General features: G+C 49.4%; 24 protein-coding genes and 1 tRNA gene. 9 read left to right on the top strand and 16 right to left on the bottom strand.

Annotated features, from left to right (window positions below):
• Positions 1 to 16 precede the first annotated feature (16 nt).
• The gene (locus tag C9I99_RS18470) at positions 17 to 1237 is read right to left on the bottom strand and encodes a DUF2066 domain-containing protein (protein WP_107350337.1); all 1221 of its coding nucleotides are present in this window, start codon (positions 1235 to 1237) and stop codon (positions 17 to 19) included.
• A gap of 293 nt (positions 1238 to 1530) precedes the next feature.
• Between C9I99_RS18470 and C9I99_RS18465 the strand changes: the two genes are divergently transcribed.
• Positions 1531 to 2784, top strand: a complete 1254-nt coding sequence (locus tag C9I99_RS18465; protein ID WP_107350336.1) for a uracil-xanthine permease family protein — start codon at positions 1531 to 1533, stop codon at positions 2782 to 2784.
• Positions 2785 to 2870: 86 nt separating this feature from the next.
• On the opposite strand, the gene upp is transcribed toward C9I99_RS18465, so the two are convergent.
• Positions 2871 to 3497, bottom strand: a complete 627-nt coding sequence (upp, locus tag C9I99_RS18460) for a uracil phosphoribosyltransferase (RefSeq protein ID WP_107350335.1) — start codon at positions 3495 to 3497, stop codon at positions 2871 to 2873.
• 196 nt (positions 3498 to 3693) lie between these two features.
• Here upp and purM point away from each other — a divergent pair, with 196 nt between their 5' ends.
• Both purM and purN read left to right on the top strand, forming a co-directional pair.
• A complete protein-coding gene (gene purM / locus C9I99_RS18455) occupies positions 3694 to 4734 on the top strand; it encodes a phosphoribosylformylglycinamidine cyclo-ligase (RefSeq protein WP_107350334.1) in 1041 nt (346 codons plus the stop codon).
• A 3-nt stretch (positions 4735 to 4737) separates the two neighbouring features.
• Positions 4738 to 5382 carry a phosphoribosylglycinamide formyltransferase gene (gene purN / locus C9I99_RS18450; RefSeq protein ID WP_107350333.1) on the top strand — a complete coding sequence of 215 codons (645 nt, stop codon included), beginning with the start codon at positions 4738 to 4740 and terminating at the stop codon, positions 5380 to 5382.
• A 79-nt stretch (positions 5383 to 5461) separates the two neighbouring features.
• Here purN and C9I99_RS18445 read toward each other — a convergent pair whose 3' ends face one another.
• From C9I99_RS18445 to dauA, 8 genes are all read right to left on the bottom strand, one after another.
• Complete coding sequence (locus C9I99_RS18445; protein ID WP_166645522.1) at positions 5462 to 7729, bottom strand: efflux RND transporter permease subunit; 2268 nt, start codon at positions 7727 to 7729, stop codon at positions 5462 to 5464.
• A gap of 23 nt (positions 7730 to 7752) precedes the next feature.
• Entirely contained in the window at positions 7753 to 8481 is a 729-nt protein-coding gene (locus C9I99_RS18440; RefSeq protein ID WP_133638294.1) for an AfsA-related hotdog domain-containing protein, read from the bottom strand.
• 14 nt (positions 8482 to 8495) lie between these two features.
• Positions 8496 to 9656, bottom strand: coding sequence for a hypothetical protein (locus C9I99_RS18435; RefSeq protein WP_107350330.1), 1161 nt, complete (start codon positions 9654 to 9656; stop codon positions 8496 to 8498).
• 9 nt (positions 9657 to 9665) lie between these two features.
• Positions 9666 to 10445 carry an outer membrane lipoprotein-sorting protein gene (locus C9I99_RS18430; RefSeq protein WP_107350329.1) on the bottom strand — a complete coding sequence of 260 codons (780 nt, stop codon included), beginning with the start codon at positions 10443 to 10445 and terminating at the stop codon, positions 9666 to 9668.
• Between the two features lie 35 nt (positions 10446 to 10480).
• Positions 10481 to 11188 carry a TetR/AcrR family transcriptional regulator gene (locus tag C9I99_RS18425; RefSeq protein ID WP_166645523.1) on the bottom strand — a complete coding sequence of 236 codons (708 nt, stop codon included), beginning with the start codon at positions 11186 to 11188 and terminating at the stop codon, positions 10481 to 10483.
• A gap of 231 nt (positions 11189 to 11419) precedes the next feature.
• Positions 11420 to 12229, bottom strand: coding sequence for a class II glutamine amidotransferase (locus C9I99_RS18420; RefSeq protein WP_107350327.1), 810 nt, complete (start codon positions 12227 to 12229; stop codon positions 11420 to 11422).
• Positions 12230 to 12273: 44 nt separating this feature from the next.
• Positions 12274 to 12852: a D-sedoheptulose 7-phosphate isomerase gene (gene lpcA, locus C9I99_RS18415; RefSeq protein WP_107350326.1), complete on the bottom strand. Its 579-nt coding sequence runs from the start codon at positions 12850 to 12852 to the stop codon at positions 12274 to 12276.
• A gap of 30 nt (positions 12853 to 12882) precedes the next feature.
• Positions 12883 to 14601: a C4-dicarboxylic acid transporter DauA gene (gene dauA / locus C9I99_RS18410; protein ID WP_107350325.1), complete on the bottom strand. Its 1719-nt coding sequence runs from the start codon at positions 14599 to 14601 to the stop codon at positions 12883 to 12885.
• A gap of 491 nt (positions 14602 to 15092) precedes the next feature.
• On the opposite strand from dauA, the gene fadE reads away from it, so the two are divergent.
• On the top strand, positions 15093 to 17543 hold the full coding sequence (fadE, locus tag C9I99_RS18405) for an acyl-CoA dehydrogenase FadE (protein WP_107350324.1): 2451 nt from the start codon (positions 15093 to 15095) through the stop codon (positions 17541 to 17543).
• Positions 17544 to 17671: 128 nt separating this feature from the next.
• Here fadE and C9I99_RS18400 read toward each other — a convergent pair whose 3' ends face one another.
• Positions 17672 to 18934 (bottom strand): TIGR03503 family protein, encoded by a 1263-nt coding sequence (locus tag C9I99_RS18400; protein ID WP_107350323.1) that lies wholly within the window; start codon positions 18932 to 18934, stop codon positions 17672 to 17674.
• 4 nt (positions 18935 to 18938) lie between these two features.
• The gene (gene dnaQ / locus C9I99_RS18395) at positions 18939 to 19664 is read right to left on the bottom strand and encodes a DNA polymerase III subunit epsilon (RefSeq protein ID WP_107350322.1); all 726 of its coding nucleotides are present in this window, start codon (positions 19662 to 19664) and stop codon (positions 18939 to 18941) included.
• 51 nt (positions 19665 to 19715) lie between these two features.
• Between dnaQ and rnhA the strand changes: the two genes are divergently transcribed.
• Entirely contained in the window at positions 19716 to 20180 is a 465-nt protein-coding gene (gene rnhA, locus C9I99_RS18390) for a ribonuclease HI (RefSeq protein ID WP_107350321.1), read from the top strand.
• 10 nt (positions 20181 to 20190) lie between these two features.
• Here rnhA and C9I99_RS18385 read toward each other — a convergent pair whose 3' ends face one another.
• Positions 20191 to 20934: a methyltransferase domain-containing protein gene (locus C9I99_RS18385; protein WP_107350320.1), complete on the bottom strand. Its 744-nt coding sequence runs from the start codon at positions 20932 to 20934 to the stop codon at positions 20191 to 20193.
• Positions 20935 to 20987: 53 nt separating this feature from the next.
• Between C9I99_RS18385 and gloB the strand changes: the two genes are divergently transcribed.
• The 3 genes from gloB to C9I99_RS18370 all read left to right on the top strand — a co-directional run bounded on the left by gloB (position 20988) and on the right by C9I99_RS18370 (position 24074).
• On the top strand, positions 20988 to 21746 hold the full coding sequence (gene gloB, locus C9I99_RS18380; RefSeq protein WP_107350319.1) for a hydroxyacylglutathione hydrolase: 759 nt from the start codon (positions 20988 to 20990) through the stop codon (positions 21744 to 21746).
• A 70-nt stretch (positions 21747 to 21816) separates the two neighbouring features.
• Positions 21817 to 23388 (top strand): LysM peptidoglycan-binding domain-containing protein, encoded by a 1572-nt coding sequence (locus C9I99_RS18375; protein ID WP_107350318.1) that lies wholly within the window; start codon positions 21817 to 21819, stop codon positions 23386 to 23388.
• On the top strand, positions 23385 to 24074 hold the full coding sequence (locus tag C9I99_RS18370; RefSeq protein ID WP_107350317.1) for a Yip1 family protein: 690 nt from the start codon (positions 23385 to 23387) through the stop codon (positions 24072 to 24074). Before C9I99_RS18375 ends, C9I99_RS18370 begins: the two co-directional genes overlap by 4 nt.
• Here the strand turns inward: C9I99_RS18370 and C9I99_RS18365 are convergent.
• Together C9I99_RS18365 and C9I99_RS18360 are read right to left on the bottom strand one after the other, a co-directional pair.
• Entirely contained in the window at positions 24061 to 24903 is an 843-nt protein-coding gene (locus C9I99_RS18365) for an endonuclease/exonuclease/phosphatase family protein (RefSeq protein ID WP_107350316.1), read from the bottom strand. The two genes, C9I99_RS18370 and C9I99_RS18365, sit on opposite strands and share 14 nt — an antisense overlap.
• 74 nt (positions 24904 to 24977) lie before the next feature.
• Complete coding sequence (locus C9I99_RS18360; RefSeq protein WP_107350315.1) at positions 24978 to 25313, bottom strand: DUF1904 domain-containing protein; 336 nt, start codon at positions 25311 to 25313, stop codon at positions 24978 to 24980.
• A 201-nt stretch (positions 25314 to 25514) separates the two neighbouring features.
• On the opposite strand from C9I99_RS18360, the gene C9I99_RS18355 reads away from it, so the two are divergent.
• Positions 25515 to 25853: a hypothetical protein gene (locus C9I99_RS18355; RefSeq protein ID WP_107350314.1), complete on the top strand. Its 339-nt coding sequence runs from the start codon at positions 25515 to 25517 to the stop codon at positions 25851 to 25853.
• 162 nt (positions 25854 to 26015) lie between these two features.
• On the opposite strand, the gene C9I99_RS18350 is transcribed toward C9I99_RS18355, so the two are convergent.
• Positions 26016 to 26092, bottom strand: a tRNA-Trp gene (locus C9I99_RS18350).
• Between the last annotated feature and the right edge of the window lie 15 nt (positions 26093 to 26107).

Here is a 26107-nt window from a genome sequence, read left to right as displayed (position 1 = left end):
ATCTGTAAGTAACTACTTACAACGCTGCTGACGACGAATTAGACCAGCTGAACACTGCAGCCTGCTTCGCTGGTTTGGTTTCAACCTTAATGTCGCTGTTAAGCTGCTCTGTGTCCGAAACATCAACATCCGATGGTTGACCAAGCACAGGCTCGCCCGTCGCAGACACATCCGTTGCTCGAATCATGCCTTCTGGCTGTGGTGCCGGCTCATATTGCTCAACCACCGGCGTGGTCACGGCTGACAAGCGGCTATCTTGGCTTAGTTCACGCTGGAACACGTCCTCGGTGCTAAGCAATTGAACCGTAAACTCAACCCGGTCACCTTGAATCCGATAGGCGTTAACGGCAGCAACCGATGTCAGATCGGTGAGCATACGTTCAAGGGTAAAGAAGTCTTGCGACGATTGAATATTCTCAACCACCACGGCCAACTGGCTGCTGGTGTCTCCGCCGAGTGGCACCGCATATTTGGCCCCAAGAATATCTGCCACGCTATCAACCATCAGAGCAACCGACGTCAGTGTCTCGCCACCATTGCGGCCTTCGGATGGTGCAACCTGATTGCGGCCTAGCTGTTCGACATTGCCTGAATAAAGTTGCCAAGTCAGGGCTATTTGCCCATTGTCCTGCTGACGGGCACGCACCACCAATACCGCCTGTGGCTGGTAGCGCTGGCTAGCGGCGGCGATAGGCTGAACAAAGCCCCCCCAGATATCCGGCGTGCTGACAGCGGTTACATCTTCAAAATCACCAATTGGCATCAACACCGGAACACCACGGCGTTCACCCTCGCTCTTGATGCGACGGGCTAACTCGCTATTGGTCTGATCCCAGATAATATTACGACTGCGGTTAGCATCTTCCACCAGCCATACCAGCACACTCGGGCGCTGCTCGCTCCAGAAGGTTGAGTTGGCCTGGGTCAACAAGGTGTGGATGCGGGTACGGTCAAACGTCAGTACTAGAGTACGCTGACCTTCACGGTTGGCATAGCTGAACTGGCTGACATATTGGTTACTGCTTCCCAGCGCCTTGGCAACGATTTCGTTTTCAACGATGTTGCTCTGCCCCGATACCTTAATCAGTACCTGCTCCAGAGCCTGCTTTCTGGCTGCTTGCTCGGATTGGCGATCCGTATCAGGCAGGGCAACCTGTGCCTGATAAAGGTTGGTCACCGTGGCTGCCTTCAGCGGCAAGGCCAATAGTGCCAAGAAAAGTAATGCAATACGCAACATAAAGTACTCGTTATCACTAAAGTTAATACCCGATCATAAATTGAACATATCTCGCGGGGCAACAGCTTCCCACACAAAAAAGTCATTCAATTGTATTTTTCTGTTCCCAACTTTTTATAAGTCTTTGCCAATAGACAACATTCAACGTCAATGTTCTGCAAATTTTAATCTTATACATCACAAAATAATGCTGAGATCCCTTTTTCGACGATTTAGCCGATAACCTGTAGGTAAACGGTTGCCTCTGTGCTAACATTCCGCGATTTTTTTTACAGCTAGGGTGGAATTCAAACATGATGCAGATATTACAGGGTGCTCAAATGCTTTTCGTCGCATTTGGCGCATTGGTTCTGGTACCGCTTCTTACCGGACTGGATCCCAACGTTGCCCTCTTCGGTGCCGGTATCGGTACTCTCCTCTTTCAAGTCATCACCAAACGTTCCGTCCCTATCTTCCTCGCCTCCTCTTTTGCTTTTATTGCCCCTATCATGTACGGCGTACAAACCTGGGGGATCCCTGCGACCATGGGCGGCCTAATGATGGCCGGTGTGATCTACGTCTGCATGGGAGCGATTATCAAGGTCCGCGGTGTAGCAATCATCCACAAGCTGCTACCGCCTGTTGTTGTCGGCCCGGTGATCATGGTTATCGGCCTTGGCTTAGCACCAGCCGCTGTGAATATGGCGCTGGGTAAAACGGGTGACGGCGCGGTACAGCTCGTTAATGGCGATGCCGCCCTGTGGATTTCTGCCATCTCACTGTTGGTTACCATTGCCTTCAGCGTATTTGCCAAGGGCTTTTTCAAACTAGTACCGATTATGGCGGGTATCGTTACCGGTTATCTGGTCAGTCTTGGCTTTGGCGTTGTTGACTTCACCGCGGTTCAACAGGCGGCTTGGTTAGCACTTCCTAACTTCACCTTCCCTGAATTCAATATCAATGCGGTGCTGTTCATGATCCCGGTGGCCATTGCACCAGCCGTTGAGCACGTTGGCGATATGTTGGCCATTTCAAATGTGACGGGCAAAGACTACCTGAAAAAACCAGGTCTGCACCGTACCATGGCGGGTGACGGGGTAGCGACAATCGCTGCGTCTATGTTCGGCGCGCCACCAAATACCACTTACTCTGAAGTCACCGGTGCCGTAATGCTAACCAAAGCATTCAACCCGGTGATCATGACCTACGCTGCCGTCACCGCTCTGGTACTGGCCTTTGTCGGTAAGCTAGGCGCAATGCTGCAAACCATTCCGGTGCCGGTCATGGGCGGCATCATGATCCTGCTGTTCGGCTCCATTGCCACTGTCGGCCTCAATACCTTGATCAAAAATCAGGTTGACCTGCACAAGGCACGCAACCTAGTGATAGTCGCGGTAACACTGGTATTTGGTATCGGTGGCATGGCTTTTGGTATCGGAGAGTTCAGTCTACAGGGTGTCAGCCTGTGTGGTATCGTGGCTATTTTGCTAAATCTGATCTTGCCTGATGATTTGGGCGAGAGCCATGTGGTCGATAATGCCCAGATGGAAGAAGCATCCGACAAGTAATCGATTGAGAACTACAGGTATAAAAAAGCCGGATTATTATCCGGCTTTTTGTTTTCTACTTACTTTCTAAAAGTACAGTACGGTGCTTATTTAGTACCGAAGATCTTGTCACCCGCATCACCTAGGCCCGGTACGATGTAGCCTTTGTCGTTCAGCTTCTCATCGATTGCCGCCGTATAAAGCTCGACATCTGGGTGGGCTTTTTCAAGAGCTGCAATACCCTCAGGTGCCGCAACCAGTACCAATACCTTGAATTGCTTACAGCCTTGCTCTTTGAGAAGGTCAAGGGTCGCAATCATTGAGCCGCCAGTTGCCAGCATCGGGTCAACAACCAGTGCAATACGCTCATCGATGTTAGATGCTAGCTTGTTGAAATAAGGAACTGGCTCAAGCGTTTCTTCGTCACGGTAAATACCCACCACGCTGATACGTGCACTTGGCATATGCTCAAGCACGCCGTCCATCATACCAAGACCTGCACGCAGGATTGGCACGACTGTTACTTTTTTGCCTTTTAGCTGGTCAATTTCAACTGGACCATTCCAGCCGTCAATGGTAACTTTTTCTGTTTCGAAGTCTGAAGTCGCTTCATATGTCAACAAGCTGCCTACTTCCGTCGCTAGCTCACGGAATCGCTTAGTGCTGATGTCACCTTCGCGCATAAGACCAATCTTATGTTTTACTAGTGGGTGTTTAACCTCAACGACTTTCATCTCTGACTCCTAGGCAAATTAAATTCAAAAAATCGCACCATTATACACTAGACCATTTGTGCTCTGGTAGGGGTGCAACGGTTATTTGCTCAGGAAATACTCAGTGATAAATATTGACGCAAACGTTTTCCTTTCCGCCCTGACTGCTGTTATCATACCCCCGCTTTTTTTACTTTAATACGTTGAGGAAACTCCTGTGAGCGGCAATAACTCTTCTCTTAGCTACAAAGATGCTGGTGTTGATATCGATGCAGGTAATGCATTAGTTGATCGTATTAAAGGGGTGGTAAAACGCACCCACCGTCCTGAGGTCATGGGCGGTATTGGCGGTTTCGGCGCACTATGTAGCCTGCCGACCAAGTACAAAGAGCCAGTACTGGTATCTGGTACAGACGGTGTGGGTACAAAACTGCGCCTGGCGATGGATCTGAAAAAACACGACACTATTGGTATCGATTTGGTTGCCATGTGTGTCAACGATTTGATCGTACAAGGTGGCGAGCCACTGTTCTTCCTTGACTACTATGCAACAGGCAAGCTAGATGTAGATACCGCTGCCGATGTTGTTGCTGGTATCGGTGAAGGTTGTATCCAGTCAGGTTGTGCACTGATCGGTGGTGAAACGGCAGAAATGCCGGGCATGTACCACGGCGAAGATTACGACGTTGCCGGCTTCTGTGTTGGCGTTGTTGAAAAAGCTGACATCATTGATGGCAGCAAGGTTGCTGAAGGTGATGCCCTGATTGCTGTAGCGTCAAGCGGCCCACACTCAAATGGCTTCTCGCTGATCCGTAAAATCCTTGAGGTTTCAAATGCTGACCTTAACCAGGATCTAGAAGGCAAAGCACTTTCTGACCACCTGCTTGAACCAACCAAAATCTACGTGAAATCAACCCTTAAGATGATGGAAAGCTGTGATGTTCACGCTATCTCCCACATCACTGGCGGTGGTTTCTGGGAAAACATCCCGCGCGTTCTGCCACAGGGCACGAAAGCGGTTGTTGACGGTAACAGCTGGCAGTGGCCAACTGTATTTAACTGGCTACAAGAAGCCGGAAACGTTGATACCTACGAGATGTACCGTACCTTCAACTGTGGTGTCGGTCTGGTGATTGCCCTGCCAAAAGCACAAGCAGAGCAAGCGATCAGTATCCTCAATGCCGAAGGCGAAAGCGCATGGCTGCTGGGCCACATTGCTAACGCAAACGAAGGCGAAGAGCAGGTGGAGATCCTGTAAACCATGAAGAATATCGTTGTTCTCATCTCAGGCAACGGCTCTAATCTTCAAGCAATGATTGATGCCTGCGAGTCAGGCATCATCAAGGACGCCCGCATCAGCGCGGTTTTGTCTAACAAGGCTGACGCTTACGGATTAGAGCGTGCCCGCCAAGCCGGTCTTGATGCCCTGCACCTTTCTGCGGCTGACTATGCTGACCGAGCGGCGTTTGATCAGGCCATGGCTGAGCGAATCGATAGCTACCAACCGGATCTGGTGATCCTGGCCGGCTTCATGCGGATCCTCAGTGGTGAATTCGTTCGCCATTATGAAGGGCGGATGATCAATGTTCACCCCTCTTTGCTGCCAAAATATCCCGGGCTCAATACCCACCAGCGGGCTATCGACGCCGGTGATGACGAACACGGAACCAGTGTCCATTTCGTTACCGAACAGCTCGATGGCGGCCCGGTGATCCTCCAAGCCAAGGTACCAATCTTTGCTGGCGATAGTGCCGATGAAGTACTGGCCCGAGTACAGGAGCAAGAGCATCGTATCTACCCTATGGTCGCTAACTGGTGTCTGCAAAGCCGCGCCGTTATGACTGACGGTCACGCCGTTTTTGACGGCCATGCATTGCCAGTCACGGGATATGCAACCGACGAGTAAGCCCCCCCGGCAGCTCACGCTAGAAACAGGCATAAAAAAACGCGACCTCAGGTCGCGTTTCTTCTTTTCAGCCCCCGCTTTAGGCAAGAGAGGGGGCCTTTGCTTTGTCACCTTTGCGCCGGACATCCCCAAACCAATTGAGCAACTGTGGTAGCAGCAAGACATTAACCAGCAAGGCCATGGAGATCACTATCACTGTTACAGCCCCCATGCCTGAGTTGAAGCGGAAGTTTGAGAACAGTAACATCGAAAATCCCGCACACAGAACCAGCGTGGTTACTGTAATTGGCATCAGGACCTTCTCGTACGCATACACCAACGACTCATAACGTCCTTCACCGGCATGGCGCTTGTTGACATAACGGCTGGCAATATGCACGCAAAAATCCACAATAATACCGAAGGTCATTGAAGAAACCATGGATATTCCCATATTCACTTCGCTATCTATCAGCCCCCACACACCAAATCCTGCGGCGGCGGGAAGCACTGTTGGCACCAACAAAATAAAACTAAGCTTCCACGACCGCAGCGCTATCCCCACCAAAAAAGATATAATGATCAGTGACAAGCCGCTAGCTGCCAGCATCGATGTCATATTCGCCTCACCAACATGAGCAAACATCAGTGGACCACTGGCGATATTTACTGCATATTGCGGATAATTGTCGCTAAACCACTGTCGGCTACGCAGCTCCAGCGCAACGATCACTGTGCTGCCAACATTGTTGAATGTTCCTATGACCCGGGTCGCCGACTTATCCATATTCACCTGGTTGGTAAGATCCAAACCAAACGGCAAAGACAGCTCGTAGAGCAGCAAATACTGCGCTGCGAGTTCTCGGTCAGTCGGCAACTGATAGAACCCCTGATCATCATTATGAATATTCATATTGAGACGTTTATAAGTATCACTCAGGCTGTAAACATGATTCGTCTCCGGCTGCTGCCTTAGCCAAAGCGTAAAGTCTTCCAGCATAGTCAAAAATTCAGGGGCATTGATCCCTTCCGGCTCACCATGAATGATTGAGTACTCGATGGTGGTCAGGCCTGCTATTTTTTCCTCAAAATAGTCCGTCGTTTGCCTAAACTCGGTATGGGGTGAGAAGTAACGGACCAAATCGTTATTCACCTCGTTATTGGGCAAAGCCATCACCATAAAACCAAATGCGGTGGCCGAAACCCAGAACAACGTTTTGCCCCGCCGCATGATTGCCGGAACAACGCGTTTAACATCAAAACTGCGGATACGGTGCCGCTGGATATTGCACAGCAAATAAAGGCTAGGCAGCATAAATATTGCCACCAAACAGGCTAGCACCATCCCTATCGCCACAATATTGCCAAAGTTACGAATAGGAGGAGAGTCGGAAAAGTTAAGCGTCAGAAAGCCCACTGCCGTAGTAATACTTGTAATCACCAGCGGCATGAGATTACTTTTTATAGCATATACCATCGCCTCCTTTTTCTGCGCTCCGGCAAAATAGCGACTGTGAAACGAGCTGAGAATATGAATACAGTCAGCCACCGACAAGGTTAGGATCAACGTTGTGGTATTGGCGGTGGCGGAGTTAATTGAAATCCCTAACCAGCCAGTCACCCCCTGAACCATCAATAATGTGCAAGCCAATACTAGCATTACCAGCCCAGCCTCCTTCAGGCTGCGCAATATGTACGCCAGCATGAAGAAAATAACCAGCAACATTGCAGGTACCAAGGTGGCCATATCCATCAAGGCGCTTTCGTTGAAGCTGTGGTTCAATATCGCCATCCCCGTCAGCCCGACCTTCAGGTTGGGATAGAGCTGCTGATATTTTTCCTTCATCTCTCTGGCATGATCGGCAACCTTGGCATAAGCATATGATTGTTCGGAAAGAGGGATGGAGAGCGTAACGTTGATACTGGTGACATCCGGTGCATCACTGACCAACCGGGACATCAATGCGGGCTCAGCCTGAGCAATCTCTTTGACTCGCTGCGGCGAAAAAGTGGGCTCGCCCGGCAGATACAAGTCTGTCACGATCAGATCATCGTACTCGGCGTAACTGTACTGGTAGTTAGTGATGGAATCGACCCGAGTTGAATAGGGGATCTGCCACGCTTCATCCGTCATCTGGGCAATGATATCCAGTCCCTGCTCAGTAAAAATATTACCGCTACGATCTGTCAGCACCAGCATGACATTGTCCGACTTGCTGTAGGTCTCTTCCATCAAGTCGATCGCAGCAAGCAGTTCACTTCCCTTGTTGAACCAAATCCGGTAGTCACCCTCAAAATAGCTATCTTTCAAACCAGCCCCCAGCACCAGTGTCAGGGCTACCAGCCACCACAGGGTCCGCTTGGGCATATTTAGAGAGCTTATTAAGAGGTTTAGGAGGATACGCATACGGTACCCTCCCGGCCTGCGATTTGAATCAATGAAGACTTGATCGATAGCAGCTCCTTGTTTTTCGGGATAGGGGCAAACAGCACGCCGATACGCCTGCCGGCAATCCGCTCAGGGATCTGCGCCAGCGACTGAATGGTAACCGGTACCGCCCCGCATTCTTTGACCTGGGTGATCAGTGACTGTGTCGAGCGATCGCCAGGGCTAGAGCAAATTATCCAGACCTCCTGCAGACGATACTTGCTGCACTTTTGCTCGATCTCTTCAAACAGTCCTTGCTTGGTCCAAAGGCATAAGGTCTTTTTGTAACTGTTAAGATCATGTGCTTCATTGGGATAGGATTCGGCAAATACCAGTCCTGGAATATGAACACCATTAACATGATCCAATAGAAACTCATTATTCCCATCAAGCATTAACTCTGCGAAATATTGTGTTTTGGTTCTTTGTGACACATAATTTACTAAAATATTTTCTTCTTTTTCTTTATGGGTTGGATGCCGTCCATCTTTCATGTAGGCAGGGTTTATTATATGTGATTCCGTCAAGCTTGAAGAATTTTCACAACCCGCTAAATACTTCCTTTCATCTTCGCTGAGCCCCACTCCCGTACTGACAAAACGATCGGACTCTGTAACATCACCGATTGATATACAATGCTTCAAGCCACTAAGATTCTGAAATCTTTTTCCTATGACAATTCTGTAATCCATTTACCTACCTGAAATTATAAATAGTATTTGATACCTAGTTGGATATAACCTTCTTGCTTTAGATATAACAAGTCTGAACTTTTTTTCCTAATATCGAAATACCAAACGTCAACTTCTGCACTGAGCTTATTAGTAAATCTATGCTGGGAATTAATATAGATTGTACGATCATTGTTATCTATATCGTTTATTAATGAAAACATCACATTAGAACTGCTTTCATTATTAGAATCTAACCGCAAGCCAATCATAACGTGCTGTTTATATGGAAGAGCAACGCCTTGGCGGTTATTTGAATATAAGCCTTCAAGAAAAACACTAGCATCATAGTCGGTATCTGCAAGACCATAAAATCCATGCTCAATACCTGATACGATAGCAAACTCGTTATCCTGCGTCTCCGGCAAGCTATATATCATTTCTGCTTTTATTAAAGTGCTATCAAGCGTTATCTGAGAATCTAAAGCAAATTTATTGGTTTTGATATATCTGGTGGTCAGTGCTGTCCCGCTGGGGTTAATGAGAAATAGAGGGTTACGCTCTGTGCCATAAAAATAACTGATCCCATAGTCAACACTTTCGACAAAACCACTGAGTCTAATCGCTGCATCTTGCGACCACTGTTCGCCACCACGTTCATATTCTGGATCACCTGTAATGGGTAAATTATTCCACGGGCGGCTATTTTTCTCTGCCGACACCTGCTCTCTGAAGTAGGGGAGCCAATATAGCTCCAGACTATGATCTCCCAAATAGCGCCGGTACCCAACCATAGGTTGACCCCGTTTATGCTCGCGTGAAATATCTGCCACCAAGTTAACCTGATTGACGATATCCGTAAGATGATAACTTTCCGTCACTCCCCAAAAAACCGTCCCTATCCCGGCAAAGAATTCACTTGATGCCAACCGGTAGTGCAGAAGCAGCTGCTGAAAATCAAAATAATTCAGGGCGTCGTCCTCGGCGACAGAAACAATAGGCTCAAAAGTTAGGTCAACATGATCCCATTGCCAGCTCCACTCCCCTTTTATTTCGGCTGAAAAATAGTTCTTATCTTGAGCTGGCATACTCGGCGGTTCAAAAAAGTGTCGGTTGAAAAGCTCTACCGATACACTCGCCCAACTACGACAAGCAAAGCCTAGTAGCATCAAAAATAGCATGGCTGCTTTTTTCATTGAACAAAACTACCTTCTTAATACTGCAGGCTGAAAATCTTGCTCAGAAAGCTGACTGGTAAAAGTATACTCTTGCCATTGCATCACCGTGACTTTGCTATTCTGCTTGTTGCTCATGGTCAAGGTATGGGGCCGCCAATAGGTATCTAGATATAGCTGATAATCATCAAACACAAGTGTTTTAAGTAATTGTTTTTTCTTATCAAAAAAATCAATTTGGCTAAAAATCAGCTTATCTTGGTCGACCCAGACAACCTGCTTGCTATAACCTGAATTGCTATAGATCGGCACACGCTGGATCACCCAGTGCGCAGTACCATTGAGGCTCTCCTCACCTATATATTCATAGCTATACTTATCAACCTCTTGTGATGAAAGATCCTCATAGGCAAACTCACTGCCAACAAAAGGACCCGATTTGTTACGTGACGAAATCCGCTTAGTCCGTTTCAGCGACGGAAGGTATAACCATTGCTCATCGGAATCCAATATATGAGACCATGTTAGAAGCTTGGTGTTTTCAATATCTCTTGGTGACTTGAATACAATAATTGACTTATCACCATCACCATTAACTTCGAATGTATTAATATCTAGATTTCGCCGACTTTCTTTTCCCGCTGCATTGGTAAGGATCATTTCAGCCTGAGCAATCGTCCCTTTAAAGCCTAAATCCTGCTCCTTAACTTTCCTTGCGATATCATATCCTTTTTCAGCAAGGGACGCTGCATTTACAGAAAAGCCAAATACGAATAAAAAAAAGTATAAGACTCTTAATCCATTTTTCATTTTACCACCTGTCAGTTAATTAACTGACATAAGCGTCAGTTAATTTTGTTGCAAATATCTTTTACCTTTAAATAAAGCTCATCATCATGATATTTACGGCTTAATGGCCGCCAATTTAAGTTATCGAATGCAGCAGAGATTAATGTCGTTATTTTATTATCGGGGATAGTAGGGCATATTTTTGACTCTCTAATTTGTGCCAAAGAATCTAAATATGTTACACCGAAAGAAAATGCCCAGATAGAATAAAAGACATCATCTACCGTTCTGTTTTCACCCAACTGCAACTCTTTTTTATTTACTGCTTCTCTGATCACACCATAGACACTATCAACCAATGCTGAGTAATACTGCGAGTGTTCTTCGACCGTTTTATCTGCCGCTTTAGCATGGCAGTCTGCGGACTGAACAAATCGCAGTAACTCCAACTGACCGTGATGTCTATTGGTAATCATGCGGTTAACAAACACCATTGCAATGAGTTGCTCTCGTAGCGACAGTGCTGCATGTTTTAGCTCAGAGATACACTCCATTTGCTGGGCAAGAATACGGTTACTAACCGTCATCAATACATCCTCCCTACCGGAAAAATGCTGGTAAACCGTCCCTTTGGAGTATTCAGTAATTTGTGCCAACCTTTCCATTCGTACGGCATTCATTCCTTCACTGCGAATCAACTCTGCTGCGCTGTGAATAATTAAGTCATGCCGTATTGCCAACTCACGTTGTTTTCTTGTTTTCACTCGTTCACCACTTGATATGCACATAGTTTAACCTCCGATTCTAATTATATTCAAGCCGTCATCCTTTGACGAAGCGTCAAAATATGATAACACGTCAACTTTACCGACAAGTATCACCTTTAACCTCAACAACTTGACGGCAATAAACATTATTTTGCGATCCACTTCATGGGGAAATATCCAAAAAAAACCTCGCATACGCGAGGTTTTAACGATAATCGGCCCAATCCGTTAAGGCGTACCCTTGGCGTCAGGATGAGGCTCACCGTGACGACGGTAAATCACCTCACCCTGCTCGAAGACACAAAGCTCTCCAACCAACATCCGCGTCCAATCTTCATTATTCGTCAACGGCTGGGTAGCAATCACCGTCACCACATCATTCGGGGTTGTTTCCTGCTGAAAATCAATCGTCATATCTTCATCGATCAACGACGCTTTACCAAACGGGGCCCGCCGGGTGATCCAATACAGTTTATTGGTACAGTAGTTAGCCACCAAGTTGCCATCCGACAACAACATATTGTAAACCCCCAGCGTACGCAGTTGGTCACAGCATTCTGCCATCACATCAAACAGCGCATCCATGTTTTCTGGGCGTTCTGGAAAGCGAGCCTCTAACTGATTGAGCAACCAGCAAAAAGCGATTTCGCTGTCGGTATCACCCACCGCCTTGAATCGGCCGGTATCCAGTTTTTCATACCCGGTCAGCTGCCCGTTGTGGGCAAACGTCCAGTATTGTCCCCACAACTCCCGGGTAAACGGGTGGGTATTTTCAAGACTGACGCCTCCGCGGTTGGCCTGTCGAATATGACTGATCACCGCACAGCTCTTGATCGGGTACTCCTGTACCAGCTCAGCGATACGCGAATGGCAGCTAGGATTCGGATCCTTGAAGGTCCTAAACCCCTTGCCCTCGTAAAAGGTGATCCCCCAGCCATCTCGATGCGGGCCGGTATTGCCCCCCCGCTGCATCAGGCCGGTAAAACTAAAGCATATATCTGTCGGCACATTGGCGCTCATGCCAAGTAATTCACACATAGTCCTTTATGCCCTTCCTCTGTGTTCCAGCAAAAATTACTGGGTTATTTCGCCATTTCTTTTTCAATCAACATAATCAAAATATGAATAATCTTGATATGTACTTCCTGAATACGATCAGCATAGCCAAAATGTGGCACGCGAATTTCCACATCCGCAAGGCCCGCCATCTTGCCACCGTCTTTACCGGTCAGGGCAATGACTTTCATCCCCTTCGCCTTGGCAGCCTCGATAGCCTTCAAGATATTACCAGAATTGCCTGATGTCGATAGGCCGAACAGTACATCACCTGTTGCACCAACCGCTTCAAGGTAGCGGGAAAACACCGACTCATAACCAAAATCATTGCTGACGCAAGACAGGTGGCTAGGATCGGAAATCGCAATCCCCGGGTAACCCGGACGGTTTTCACGGTAGCGACCAGTCAGCTCTTCAGCAAAATGCATCGCATCACAGTGAGAGCCACCATTACCACAAGACAATACCTTGCCGCCTTGTTTGAACGACTCGGCCAGAAGTTTGGCAGCAGCTTCAATATCAGCAATATTCTTATCATCACTTAAGAAACGATTGAGGACTTCTGCCGCTTCCGTCAACTCGGCGCGGATGTTGTCTTGATACATAGGACCTTCTCTGACTTATCAAAATAATTATCAACTAGCAGTGTACAAAGAAACGCTTGGAAGTGTCGACTCCTTCGAATGAACATTGTGAGTGTTTACTGCCAAATGCTCACGTAATGACTCGGCACAGCTATAGCAGGCAACATTATCCAGCGAGAAAAGACCAGCCACTGCCAGCTTCTTCTCGATATGCGTAGCCACACCGAGTAAGTAAACCGGGTAGTCACGGATCCGGTCGATGGCATTTTCCAACGCGAGGATAGCCGTAATATCAACCGTCGTCACTCCGCTAAAGTCCAAGACCACCGCCCGAGTATCCGGTGCGGTATAGTCAATCACCGACAGGGCTTTTTCACTGGCGGCAAAGAACAACGGGCCATTGATGTCATACACCACGACATCGCCACCGAAGTTCTGATGCAGATGCCCACCCGTCACTTTGTCGACCGTCGTCAGCGAAGCAATACGCTGGATGAACAGCACACCAGCCAGCAGCAAGCCGACGACGACGGCCACCACCATGTCGAATACGACGGTTAAAGTAAAGCAGGCCAACAACACCGCGACATCCCGCCGAGGAGCCACTCTCAAGGTGTGCACAAAGTGCGGTGCTTCGGACATATTCCACGCTACCATAATAAGCAGCCCCGCCAGCGCGCTCATTGGCACATAGGACAGCATCGGGGCCAAGGCTATCATCGCCGCCAACACAAATAGGGCATGGACAATCGCCGATAATGGCGAGAAAGCCCCCGCCCTGATATTGGTTGCCGTACGAGCAATGGCGGCCGTCGCCGGGATCCCGCCGAAGAAAGGTACCACCATATTCGCCAGCCCCTGGCCGACTAATTCGGCATTGGGGTTATGCTTGGTTCCGGTCATGCCATCGGCAACAACAGCACACAGCAATGATTCAATACAGCCCAGCATGGCAATGGTAAATGCCGCCGGCAAAAGCTCAATCACCAGTGCCCAGGAAAAATGGCTATCCTGCCATGGCAAAACGAACTGTGGCAGTACCTGAGGGATCCCCTGCCCGATCAAATCGCCAATCTGATAATGGAATTTCTCACCCAGCAAACCAACATGGGCTGCACTGCTGTCGTTGACCAACAGCGCCACCACGGTACCGGCTAACAGCGCTACCACATGGGCTGGTACTTTGGTTTTCCGTTTGGCCCATAGAATAAAGGCCGCAATAGTCACGACACCCACCAAGGCATCAGCCATATTCAGGGTCGGCATTGCACTGGCATACGCCACCACTTTCTCGGGAAAATGAATAGGGTTAGTCGCGACACTCAGGCCGAGCAAATCTTTGAGCTGCAAGAAGGCTATCGTCAAACCGATCCCCGCGGTAAAACCCGTGGTGACCGGATACGGCACGTAGGCCACCAGTTGGCCCAAGCGCAGGACTCCCATCAGCAGCAAGATCACCCCGGACATCATGGTCGCTAGCATCAAGCCGGACAGCCCGTATTGCTGGGTGATTGGCAAAAGGATCACCACAAAAGCCGCTGTCGGGCCGGTGATATTAAAACGGGAGCCACCCAATAGCGCAGCCAGTAAACCAGCAACAATAACGGTGTAAAGACCATGCTGGGGCGGGACCCCAACAGCAATCGCCAACGCCATCCCCAACGGGATAGCAACAACACCGACGGTGACGCCGGAAACAATATCAGCGCGCAACGACGAAAGAGAAAAGCCTTCGCGCCACGCCTGTCTAAACGCATCAAATAGCAACACGGTAACCCCCTTACAAGCCAAACGGAAACGACAAGAGCCAAACACGATTGTTACCGTTTGGTGAAGATAAATTGAAGAGTAGTAAGTAGCTGTCATCCCGAGAGTGGGATCCGGCGGGCAACTGTCAGTCGGAGTTCGGGAAAGGCAACAATCCAGAAAGGCCACCTTGCGTGGCCTTGTTCACATCGTGAAAATTCGCGAAAAACCGGCTTCGACACCGTATTTTTAGCGACTCGTGAACAATACCACGGGATCTTAATTGTATGAGGAATTAACGCAAGCGCTTTTTTCCTTCCCGCTGATCTCGATCAATCCCTTATTTTACAACAAGTGACAAGACATCTTTACGTAACCGCCCGCTATCAGAATGGAAAATTATTTTACATTTCATTAAAAACAACATTACACTTAACGCAAGTGGTTAGACCTCTTACCTTGCATAAATTGTACCTAAAATATAATAAAACAACGCCCAAATAAGGAGATTGAACATGGTTACACTTGTGTACCTACTGGGGCTGGTTGGTATAACCGGTGTGCTCGCTTACCACCGGGCAAACCTTCGTACCTTCACCCTTGCCATTGCTGCTGCGCTGGCTGTGGGCACCCTGCTCGATATCACTGGCCAGTTTAGCTGGTTAGCTTTTTTGATCATCGCTATACCGCTAAATATAACGTCTCTGCGCCGCTCGTTAGTGAGCCGACGCGCACTGGAAGCGTTCAAGAAAGTCATGCCTGAAATGTCACGGACGGAAAAAGAAGCCATTGACGCTGGTACCGTCTGGTGGGAAGCCGACTTGTTCCGTGGCGCACCCGACTGGAATAAGCTACACGATATTCCGGCACCGCGCCTGAGCCCCGAAGAGAAAGCGTTCCTCGATGGCCCGGTCAATGAAGTCTGCCGCATGGTCAACGACTTCCAGGTCACCCACGAACTGGCAGACCTACCGCCGGAAGTGTGGCAATACCTCAAAGAGCACAAGTTCTTTGCCATGATCATCAAGAAGAAATATGGCGGTCTTGAGTTTTCCGCTTACGCTCAATCTCTGGTGCTACAAAAACTAACCGGTGTGTCAGCCGTACTTTCCTCGACCGTCGGGGTGCCGAATTCACTCGGTCCCGGTGAGCTGCTGCAGCATTACGGTACCAAAGATCAGAAAGACCATTACCTGCCTCGACTTGCCGAAGGCAAGGAGATCCCTTGTTTTGCCCTGACCAGCCCAGAAGCGGGTTCCGATGCCGGCTCTATCCCGGACTTCGGGATCGTCAAGAAAGGCTACTGGCAGGGAGAAGAGGTGCTCGGGATGGAGCTGACCTGGAACAAGCGCTATATCACCTTGGCGCCGATTGCCACCGTACTTGGCCTGGCTTTCAAGCTGTTTGACCCGGACCACCTATTAGGTGATGAGGAAGAGCTGGGGATCACCTGTGCCCTGATCCCAACCGACATTGATGGTGTCGTCATCGGCCGCCGTCATTTTCCGCTCAATGTCCCATTCCAAAATGGTCCAACCCAGGGTGACAAAGTCTTTGTCCCTATCGAATTTATTATTGGCGGTCAGGAAATGGCAGGCCAAGGTTGGCGTATGCTGGTTGAATGCCTATCGGTCGGCCGTGGGATCACCTTGCCATCCAACTCAACAGGCGGTCTGAAGTCTGCGGCGATGGCGACCGGTGCCTATGCCCGTATCCGTCGCCAGTTCAAACTGCCTATCGGCAAGATGGAAGGGATCGAGGAGCCATTGGCCCGTATTACCGGCAATGCCTATGTGATGGATGCAGCCAGTAACCTGACTGTGACCGGTATCGATCTGGGCGAGAAGCCATCTGTCATCTCAGCGATAGTGAAATACCATTGTACCCACCGTGGCCAACGCAGTGTTATCGACGCAATGGACATTGTCGGTGGTAAAGGGATCTGTATGGGACCAAGCAACTTCTTGGCCCGAGGCTATCAAGGGGCACCAATCGCGGTAACCGTTGAAGGTGCGAATATCCTGACCCGCTCAATGATCATCTTTGGCCAAGGGGCGATCCGCTGCCACCCTTATGTGCTTAACGAAATCAACGCCGCCTATGACGAAGATGCCGATAAAGCACTGAGAGAGTTTGACCAATCGCTGTTCGGCCATGTTGGCTTTGTGATCAGCAATATGGTGCGTTCATTCTGGTTCGGCCTGACCGATGGCCGTGGCTCTTCTGCGCCGAGAAAAGATCCCACCGCTCGCTACTACCAGCAGCTTAACCGTTACAGTGCCAACTTGGCCCTACTTGCTGATATATCAATGGCTGTTCTGGGCGGTTCACTCAAGCGAAAAGAGCGCCTGTCTGCCCGGTTGGGGGATGTGCTGAGTCAGCTCTACCTTGCCTCAGCGACACTCAAACGTTACACGGACGAAGGTGCCAAGGCTGAAGACCTACCCCTGGTTCACTGGGGACTGCAAGATGCACTCTACCAGACCCAGGAAGCCTTGGACGAGTTCTTGCGTAACTTCCCGAGCCGTCCTATCGCGGCAGTACTCCGTGCCATGGTGTTCCCGCTAGGCCTTGGACGCATACGTCCATCGGATAAGCTGGATCACAAAGTCGCTAGGATCATCCAGACACCGAGTGAAACCCGCAACCGTATTGGCCGAAACCAATACCTTGAGGCGACGCCAAACAATGCGGTCGGTATGATAGAAGAAACGCTGAAAGATATCCTTGCCGCCGAGCCAATCTACGATCGCGTCTGTAAAGCAGCAGGAAAGCGCATGCCGTTCATGCAGCTAAACAAAGTGGCAGAGAAAGGGCTTGAGCTTAATGTGATAAACCCTGAAGAAGCCGAGCTACTGTGCCGGGCAGAAGAAGGGCGACTGCGAACTATCAATGTCGATGACTTCGACTCGCAAGAGCTGGCGGCCAAGCCCTACCAACCGACACCAAAGGAAATAGCCGCGTAAATTAACCGCAACACAAAACAACAAAGGGAAGCCGGCAGGCTTCCCTTTTGCTATCTCACGACGGTCTCTCGACTCGCTTTTTACGCATTTCCAATCGGATGCTAGGCATATGGCATTAATAATCGAAGTTAGCGGCCCGGCACACTGATCTCGGAACTTTCCATCGCTTTCTTCACTTTACGTTTGCGCCACAGCACCGCTGCCACGACCACCAGCACAATCACCAACACATTCGCCAAGGCAATAATTTTCATGGCCTTAGTACGGGCGGCTTGCCGCTCTGCTTCTAGTCTCGCGAACTCAGCCTGGCGCGCCTTGGCTTCTTGCTGCTCGTGGAAGGTCGCAAGATTTCGGTCTAGCTGTAACTCAGCTTGAATCGCAAAGTGGCTTTCAGGGATTTGAAAAATAAGCTCGCGATTGCTGAAATTATCGGTGGCATAAATCCAGCCAGACCATGTATAGCGTCCCGGCAATTCACCATTGGGTAGCCACACCGTCAAGGTTTCCTCATCCGGCAGGGCTGCCTGCTGGCTGATGGTGGTTTCCCCCTCAAAACTCACTTGCTCGATATGGCCAGCCAGCGATCCTGCTTTCAAAGTGCCCTCTTCGCCGGTGACCACGATCTGGTGGGCTTCTGACTGCCCACGTCCCTGAATGAAACTGGCGTTGATAGGCGGTGGGTAGACCAGTACTTCCTGTTCAACCGTACGAAGAAAAATACCATTACCAGAGCTAATCTTCACCGTGTACTTACCCGGCTGAAGCTCCACTGGCAGGGCAACAGTAAACTCCCCATCACCAGCAACCTCATCGAACCCATAACCATCATCGGCAAAGGTCCCCATCGGTATAGGCATCGGCAACGCTTCTTTCGGAAGATCATCGGGGTTTTCGATATATTCGTAAAACACCACTGACAGATTAACGCGATCAAGAAAATCACGTAAAGCCAGAGGCTGATCCGCTTGGGTCAAACGAGCGGTAAATTTGATGGTTTCCGACTGATAGAGCCTAGCGGGCAGGTTATCGACATCGAGTTTCAAATCAGACAGGACGGTGATTTGGTTTTCCGGACTGACCTTTCCTACCGCCTGCCACGGGCCAGGCATGGGGTTTTCAATAGAAATAATGTCCATCCCCGCCTCTTCATACCAAGAGACATTGCCAGGATGGCGCCAGGCATAATATTTGTGGCCGTCTGGGCGCACCAAAACCACAGAGTTACTTTTCTGATCGCGCTTGACCATAAAAGAGACCTGCTGCACCGTCGGGTCAACCCGGAAGCGATTATCGAGCCAAGTCATTACCGTGCTGTCATCAGCCCACGATAATAGAGGCCATAACAACAGCTGCGGCCAAACTAGCATTAGCAACCATAATCGCTTCATCATACTCTTACTGACGCCACATCACGTCACCCTTCTTATCGATAATATCCAAACGCGCTTCATGCGCTTGTATTTCATCGGCAGAAGCCCGGATAACCTTTAGTGCTTTTCGCCCATAAGCTAACCGACGGATCGCATTTTCTGCACCAGCATCACTGTTTTCACTGCCGCTCAAAGCCAATGACGTCTGGCCACCGGTCATCATTAGATAGACATCAGCCAGAATCTCGGCATCGAGCAATGCCCCGTGGAGCGTTCGGTGTGAATTATCGATACCGTAACGGGAACAGAGGACATCAAGGTTATTACGTTTACCCGGAAATAGCCGCTTGGCCATCTCAAGGGTATCGGTCACCTTACAAAAATCTTCGGTCTTCCCAATCGAAGGATCGAGTTTTCTAAACTCGTAATCCATAAAGCCGGTATCGAAGGGTGCGTTGTGAGCGACCAGCTCCGCTCCACGGATGAAATCCATGAACTCCTGGTGGATTTCACCGTAAGTCGGCTTATCAACCAAGAACTCATCGGTGATACCGTGGACGTCAATCGCCTCGGCATCGATTTCGCGATCAGGCTTGATATACACATGGAAGGTATTACCCGTCAATTTACGGTTAATAATTTCCACGGCACCGATCTCGACGATGCAGTGCCCTTCATAGTGAGGGCCGGTCATATTCATACCAGTTGTTTCAGTATCGAATACGATTATGCGTTCATTTGTGGCTTTCATAGATACGATTGTGTCAGACTCAAGTTTTAACTAAGACGAATACTACCAAATATGACGAAGCAGGTAGAAATTTTCACGGACGGTTCTTGTCTCGGCAACCCGGGGCCGGGCGGCTATGGTACCGTGTTGCGCTATAAACAGCATGAAAAAGAACTCAACGAAGGCTTTTTCATGACAACCAACAACCGCATGGAACTGCTGGCTGCGATTGTCGGGTTGGCGAGCCTGAAAGAACCCTGCCAGGTCGATCTCACCACCGATAGCCAATATGTCCGTCAGGGGATCACCCAGTGGATCCATAACTGGAAAAAGCGCGGTTGGAAAACCGCCGATAAAAAGCCCGTCAAAAATGCCGACTTATGGCAGCGACTCGACAACGAAACCCAGCGTCATCAAGTTAGCTGGCACTGGGTGAAAGGCCATGCCGGCCACCCGGAAAACGAGCGCTGCGACGAATTGGCTCGTACCGCTGCAGAATCGCCAACTAAAGACGATACGGGCTATCAAGCCAGCTAGGCAGGCGACTTTAGCATTTTTGCTTACGGGACACTTTGGTGCGGCAGTTTACCCCCAGCGGCGCCAGCTGCCGCCTTAGCTTCCAGGTCGGCTTAATCGGTTTTAGCGGAACAGTGCGCTTTCTCGCCACAATTAAGTACATACTCCCCACCGACGATAAGCTGTCCGACACCATTCCTTCGACCCAAGCCGAGCATGCTTGGTGACGGGTAGCAGGCAATATCGCAAAGTTTTCGTGAAACACCACTTCGTAGTTAAGCACTCCAAGCCAGTCTTTCACCCGCATAGGCATGAACATACGGCCTTTCCACGGAAAGCGTTTGCGGTTCCATGGCAACAGCCCCCGTAGCCCCAAAGCGCTCACCGGGTTGTTGCCACTAATTAGAATATAACCATCATCAACAATCACCCGGTCAACCTCGCGCAGTAACCGGTGGGGATCACTGCAGTAGTCCAACTGGTGGGTAATAACACAGGCATCAAATGCCTTCTCGGCAAAGGGCAAAGCAAAGGGATCGGCAACAACGTTATGCAGAGGGTTGAACTTATCAATGCAAATCTGATGCTGGATGTTACAATGGCCACTGGCCAATTCGCAGCTTAGCCCACCCAGCTTTAGCATATGGTAGCCAAATAGTTTGGGCCACCATTCATCAAGCTGGGCCTGCAGTAGCTCTGCTGCCCACTCACCGTTGACGACTTGTGACCAGGTGTGTGGTGGTTCGATATGTTTTAATATGCGGGCTGGCTTCATAGAAATCCAAACTAAGTCGATGCTCAATAGCAAAAAAAGCCGGAGAAACAAAGATGCTGACCATTAAAAGCATACCTGCATTCAATGACAATTACATCTGGCTGATTCACAGTCCGGATAACCATTGTGTCGTGGTGGATCCCGGCGATGCCACCCCGGTCTTGGAGTTCCTCGAAAAGGAAGAGCTTGAGCTAGACGCCATCCTGATCACTCACCACCACAATGACCATATTGGCGGGATCAGCGAACTCAAGCGCCGCTACCCGAATATCCATATTGTCGCCCCTTCCGCCGAGCCTATTCCGGGCGTATCGCAGTCGGTCGATGATGGCGATCAGGTTGAAATATTTGGTGAGCGCTTCATGGTCCTTGGCGTACCGGGTCATACTGCTGGCCATGTTGCCTATGTCGGTGACGGCAAACTATTCTGCGGCGATACCTTGTTTTCGGCCGGTTGCGGCCGTCTATTCGAAGGCACCGCTGGGCAAATGTATGCCTCGCTGCAAAAGCTCAGTGCCTTACCCGATGAAACCGAAGTCTACTGTGCCCATGAATATACCAGCAGCAATCTGGCCTTTGCCCTTGTTGCCGAGCAAGACAACCCACACCTTCAGCGTTACCGCGAAGAGGTCGGCCGAATGAGAGCACAAGGGATCAGCACTATTCCTAGCACTTTGAAACAAGAAAAATTGATCAATCCCTTCCTGCGTTGCGACCAGCCAAGCATTAAAAAATCCGTTATAAATAAAGCAGTTAACGATAGCGACGTAGAGACCTTTGCGGCACTACGTCGTTGGAAAGACGAATTTTGACCTGAGTCACTTGTAACTAAGGTGGTTGGACAAGTATTATCTCCAACTATTTTGGCTATAGGCTGGACACATGAAAACCCGATTTTTTTTGGCGAGTGCGCTACTTCTGGCTGGTTGCCAAATTACAAAAACGACAAATACAGTAGAAGAAGAACAAACAAACACAACAAATAATAACCCTGCGGCCCACGTTGCTCCGACAGCAACCACTAAAACACCAACACCTGAGCCGCAGGTCGTTATTCCAAAGAAAATTCCAACGCCTCAGGAACAGCAGGATGTGTGGCAGCGCATCAGCATGCAATTGAAGGCTGATATCCCCAATGACCAACGGGTTATTCACTACCGTGACTGGTACCTCCGTCACCCAAGCCACCTCAATACCGTCGCCCAGCGAGCCGAACCTTTCCTCTATATGATCACCGAGGAAATCGAGAAGCGCGACCTACCGCTTGAGCTCGCTTTGCTACCGATCGTTGAAAGCTCTTTCGACCAATTTGCCTATTCACATGGCCGTGCAGCTGGCCTTTGGCAGATCACAGCCCCCACAGGCCGCAGTTTCGGCCTTGAGCAGAACTGGTGGTATGACGGTCGCCGCGACGTCGTGGAATCTACCCGCGCAGCACTGGATCTACTTGAATACCTTAACCGCAAGTTTGATGGTAACTGGCTTCACGCCCTTGCAGCCTACAACACCGGTGAAGGCCGAGTATTCCGTGCAATTCGCAATAACAAAGCGGCTGGCAAACCGACCGATTTCTGGTCGCTGGACCTACCGCGAGAAACCAGTGACTACGTGCCTAAGCTACTCGCGGTTTCTGACGTGATCCAAAACCGCGACAAATACGGCATCAGTATTCCGGCTATCGACAATGAACCGGCGGTAAAACTTGTTAAGCCTAAGACCCAGATGGATTTGGCGATGGCCGCCAAATTTGCCAATGTTTCTCTGGATGAACTTCAGCGCCTGAACCCGGGCTACAACCGCTGGGCAACCGCACCTGAAGGTCCGAGCCACCTGCTGCTACCGATCAGTAAAGTCGACAAGTTCAACAACGCCTTTGACGAAAATGGCCGCCGTGGCATGAAAGTGATCCGCTATGAGGTCAAGCCGGGCGATACCCTGAGTGTGCTTGCCCGCAAGCACAAAACAACGACCAAGCAGATCCAGCGTGCCAATAATATGAGTGGCACCAGTATCCGTGTCGGCCGCCATATTCTGATCCCTGTTGCAATGCAAGACGGCGAAACTGTTGCTACCCGTATGGCCAACAACACCCAGCAAAGCCATGGCAGCGGCTACCGCACAACGTATACAGTCCAGTCCGGCGATAGCTTATGGACCATTGCACGCAAACAAAAAGTCTCGATCGACGAGATCACCAAATGGAACGGGATCAGCAAAAATTCTCCCCTCCGCGTTGGCCAGAAACTGACTCTATGGAAGTCAAGTGAGACTGGTGGCGTGATCCGTACGGTTTACTATAAGGTTCGCTCTGGAGATAACCTAAGTACCATCGCCCAACGCTACAAGGTGAAAGTCGCCGATGTCGTGAAGTGGAACCAGATCAGTAGCCAGAAGTACCTCAAGCCGGGACAGCAATTAAAACTTTATGTTGATGTTACCAAGGTAAGTGTATGACGCCTTCCAAAAATCCGTTTATTGCGGTTCTCGATACCTTCCGCTCACCAATTGACTGCTTTGCAGCCGTTCACGAACGCCCCAAATGGGCGTTCTTACCGTACTTGATGATCATCATCGGCCCGTTCTTCTTTTGGGGAGGATACTTCAACCATGTCGATATGAACTGGTTGCAGCAAACGCTGATGATGCAACTGCCCAATGTGGATCAGCAAGTACAAGAAGCTTGGCTAACCAAAGAAGTCTTGTTGGCTGGTGAGGTATTCAGTGATTTCTTCGGCCGGACAGCCGCTATTTTTGTCTTGGCTCTTTGGCTTAACCTGTCTACCAAGAGCAGCAAATACAAGCACAGTTTCGGCAAGTGGCTTGCTGCGGCGTGCTTTATCATGTTGCCAGCGGTTATTGGTGATTTCGCCAGCTATCTCAATGCGGTATTCAACACCAGTAATTTCTTGCCTAATGCGGCTGACCTAAACAGCCTCAATGGCTTCCTGAAGCTACCGTTGAATCATCCTTGGTCTGCCTTTGCGACCACTGCACCACTTCTGGCACCGTGGTATATAGCCCTGAGCTATGCCGCCGTCGCCGCATGGACAGACTATGACAGAGCCAAATGTATCATCGTCGCGGCCTTACCTTGGCTGCTGACACTGATCGTCTGGCCAATTATGATTATTGCAGCCTAAAATTGGCAATGATCGGATTATGATCGGAGGCATCGGTTGTCGGTGCCTCTGCGCTTACCAGTTCTAACCCGCGGTAATAGACGTGATCGAGCGGCTTACCAAACACCTTCACCCGTTGATCACGACGCAATACGGCATCTGCCAAGCCAAGACTACGGGCAAAATCATCCACCACATCCAACCTCGCCTGACGCCAAGTATTGAAATCACCCGCTAAAATGACCGGGCCAATATGCTTGTCCAGTACCCGTTTTAAGGTGCGGAACTGCTCTTTGTACTCTTCCAGCCCCAGAGCAAAGTTCACCCCGTGCAGGTTGACTACCGCCAGCGTCTGACCGTTGGAAAGGTTGAATTCGGATAGCAGAGCTGATTTTGGCAAACGCAGCCAAGGCTCCATCGCCAGGTAGGCACAGGTTGTCTTGGCATTGACCGAAGACAGGTTCATCACCCCAGCAGGCGTGTTAAGGAATTTGAAGGCATTGGCCATTCTTACCTTCCACGGAGTATCATCTAAATACTCTTTCAGCTCCGTGGTCAGGCTAGCCTCTTGCAGTAGAACCAACCCGCTGTCCTGGCTGAACCTCTCTAGCTCTGTGCGCCAGTTTTCTTTCTGCTGCTTGTAGATATTCCAGACTGAAACTGAAAAATTACCGTCCTGATCCAGTGGTAGTGCAACATCGCTTTTTATACAGTTGAACGAGAACTGCGGTGCCAACACATTGGCACTGACTTCAGGCACTTCAGACACATCAAACGACAAGCCCGTGCTGATCCCCAGCGCTCCTGCGACAACCCCCAATCCAGCAACAACCTTGGTATAACGCGACATCAAACCTACCTAACCAACATGACGTAAAACAAGCTACCACAGTAAGGAAAGCGGCCTATTGGCCGCTTTCCTTATTAGTAATGACTACCGTTGTCATAATACGCTGACGGTGTCAGCGCAGAGAATATCACCGCAACATCCTGTTCTGGCTCCTCAAGTTCAGTGCGTACAGCCTCGGTGATCAACTGGGCGACTTGATCCTGAACCTCTTGGCCACGATCAAACCACAGCACTTCCACAAACGGGTAGGCATCAGATACTTCACCATCAAAAATAAAGGTGGTTGAAATATGCTCGAGGGTAAAATCCTCGCGAGGACAAACCATTAGTGGCTCCAAAACATCAACCAACTTGGTCGACAACGCCTTTACATGATCAAATTCAACAGCTCGAAAACGCAGATGCGGCATAGTGACTCCGATTTTACTCAAACTGAAAAAGCCACAAGATACCACCTAACACATCTTTTTCGCAGCTATTTTTGTTAATTTAGAGTCAAAACCACCCAGTAACTCTACCTATTTCGGTGTTTCATATTTTAAAGCGAGGTATATTTTGCTACCATGCACCCCATATAAAACACCGTTCAATTAAGTGTAGATAGCAATCGTATGTTCAAGAAATTACTTCCCATTTTAGCGCTTAGCCTCATCGCTACTTCACAAGCTAATGCAGCAAGCGGCAACACTGACCAACGCATCAGAGAGTTGGAATACCAAATCCGTTTACTGACGCAAAGGGTGGATAGCCTGGAAAGTGAATTGGAGCGAAAACACGACAACGATCGCCATGACCAAATGTACCAATGCCAGATGAGTGTCTTTGGTCAAAGATACAAAGGCCGCTCATCAAGTCGCGGCAAGGCGATCACTAAGGTGGTCAATCAGTGCAGCAGTGATCATGATGATATGTTTTGCCGCCCCGAAGCCGTTAGCTGCAAGACTTATTGATGATACCGCGCCCTCAAGAGAGTTTTTTTTGAATAAATAACAGACGTAAAAAAGCCCCAGTCTTTAGTCAGGGACGCCTAGTCTGAGGCTATTACGCAGTAACAAAAACTTAAATATGGCATATACGAAAAAGCCCCAGTCTTTCGACTGAGGCTTCGTATGTGGCAGGGGTAGAGAGATTCGAACTCCCAACACGCGGATTTGGAATCCGCTGCTCTGCCAATTGGAGCTATACCCCTGTAGTTATTTTAAAG

Origin of the sequence: Photobacterium lutimaris, assembly GCF_003025555.1 — a bacterium.
In the GTDB taxonomy this organism is placed as follows: domain Bacteria; phylum Pseudomonadota; class Gammaproteobacteria; order Enterobacterales; family Vibrionaceae; genus Photobacterium; species Photobacterium lutimaris.
This window is presented reverse-complemented; position numbering and strand designations above follow the sequence as displayed.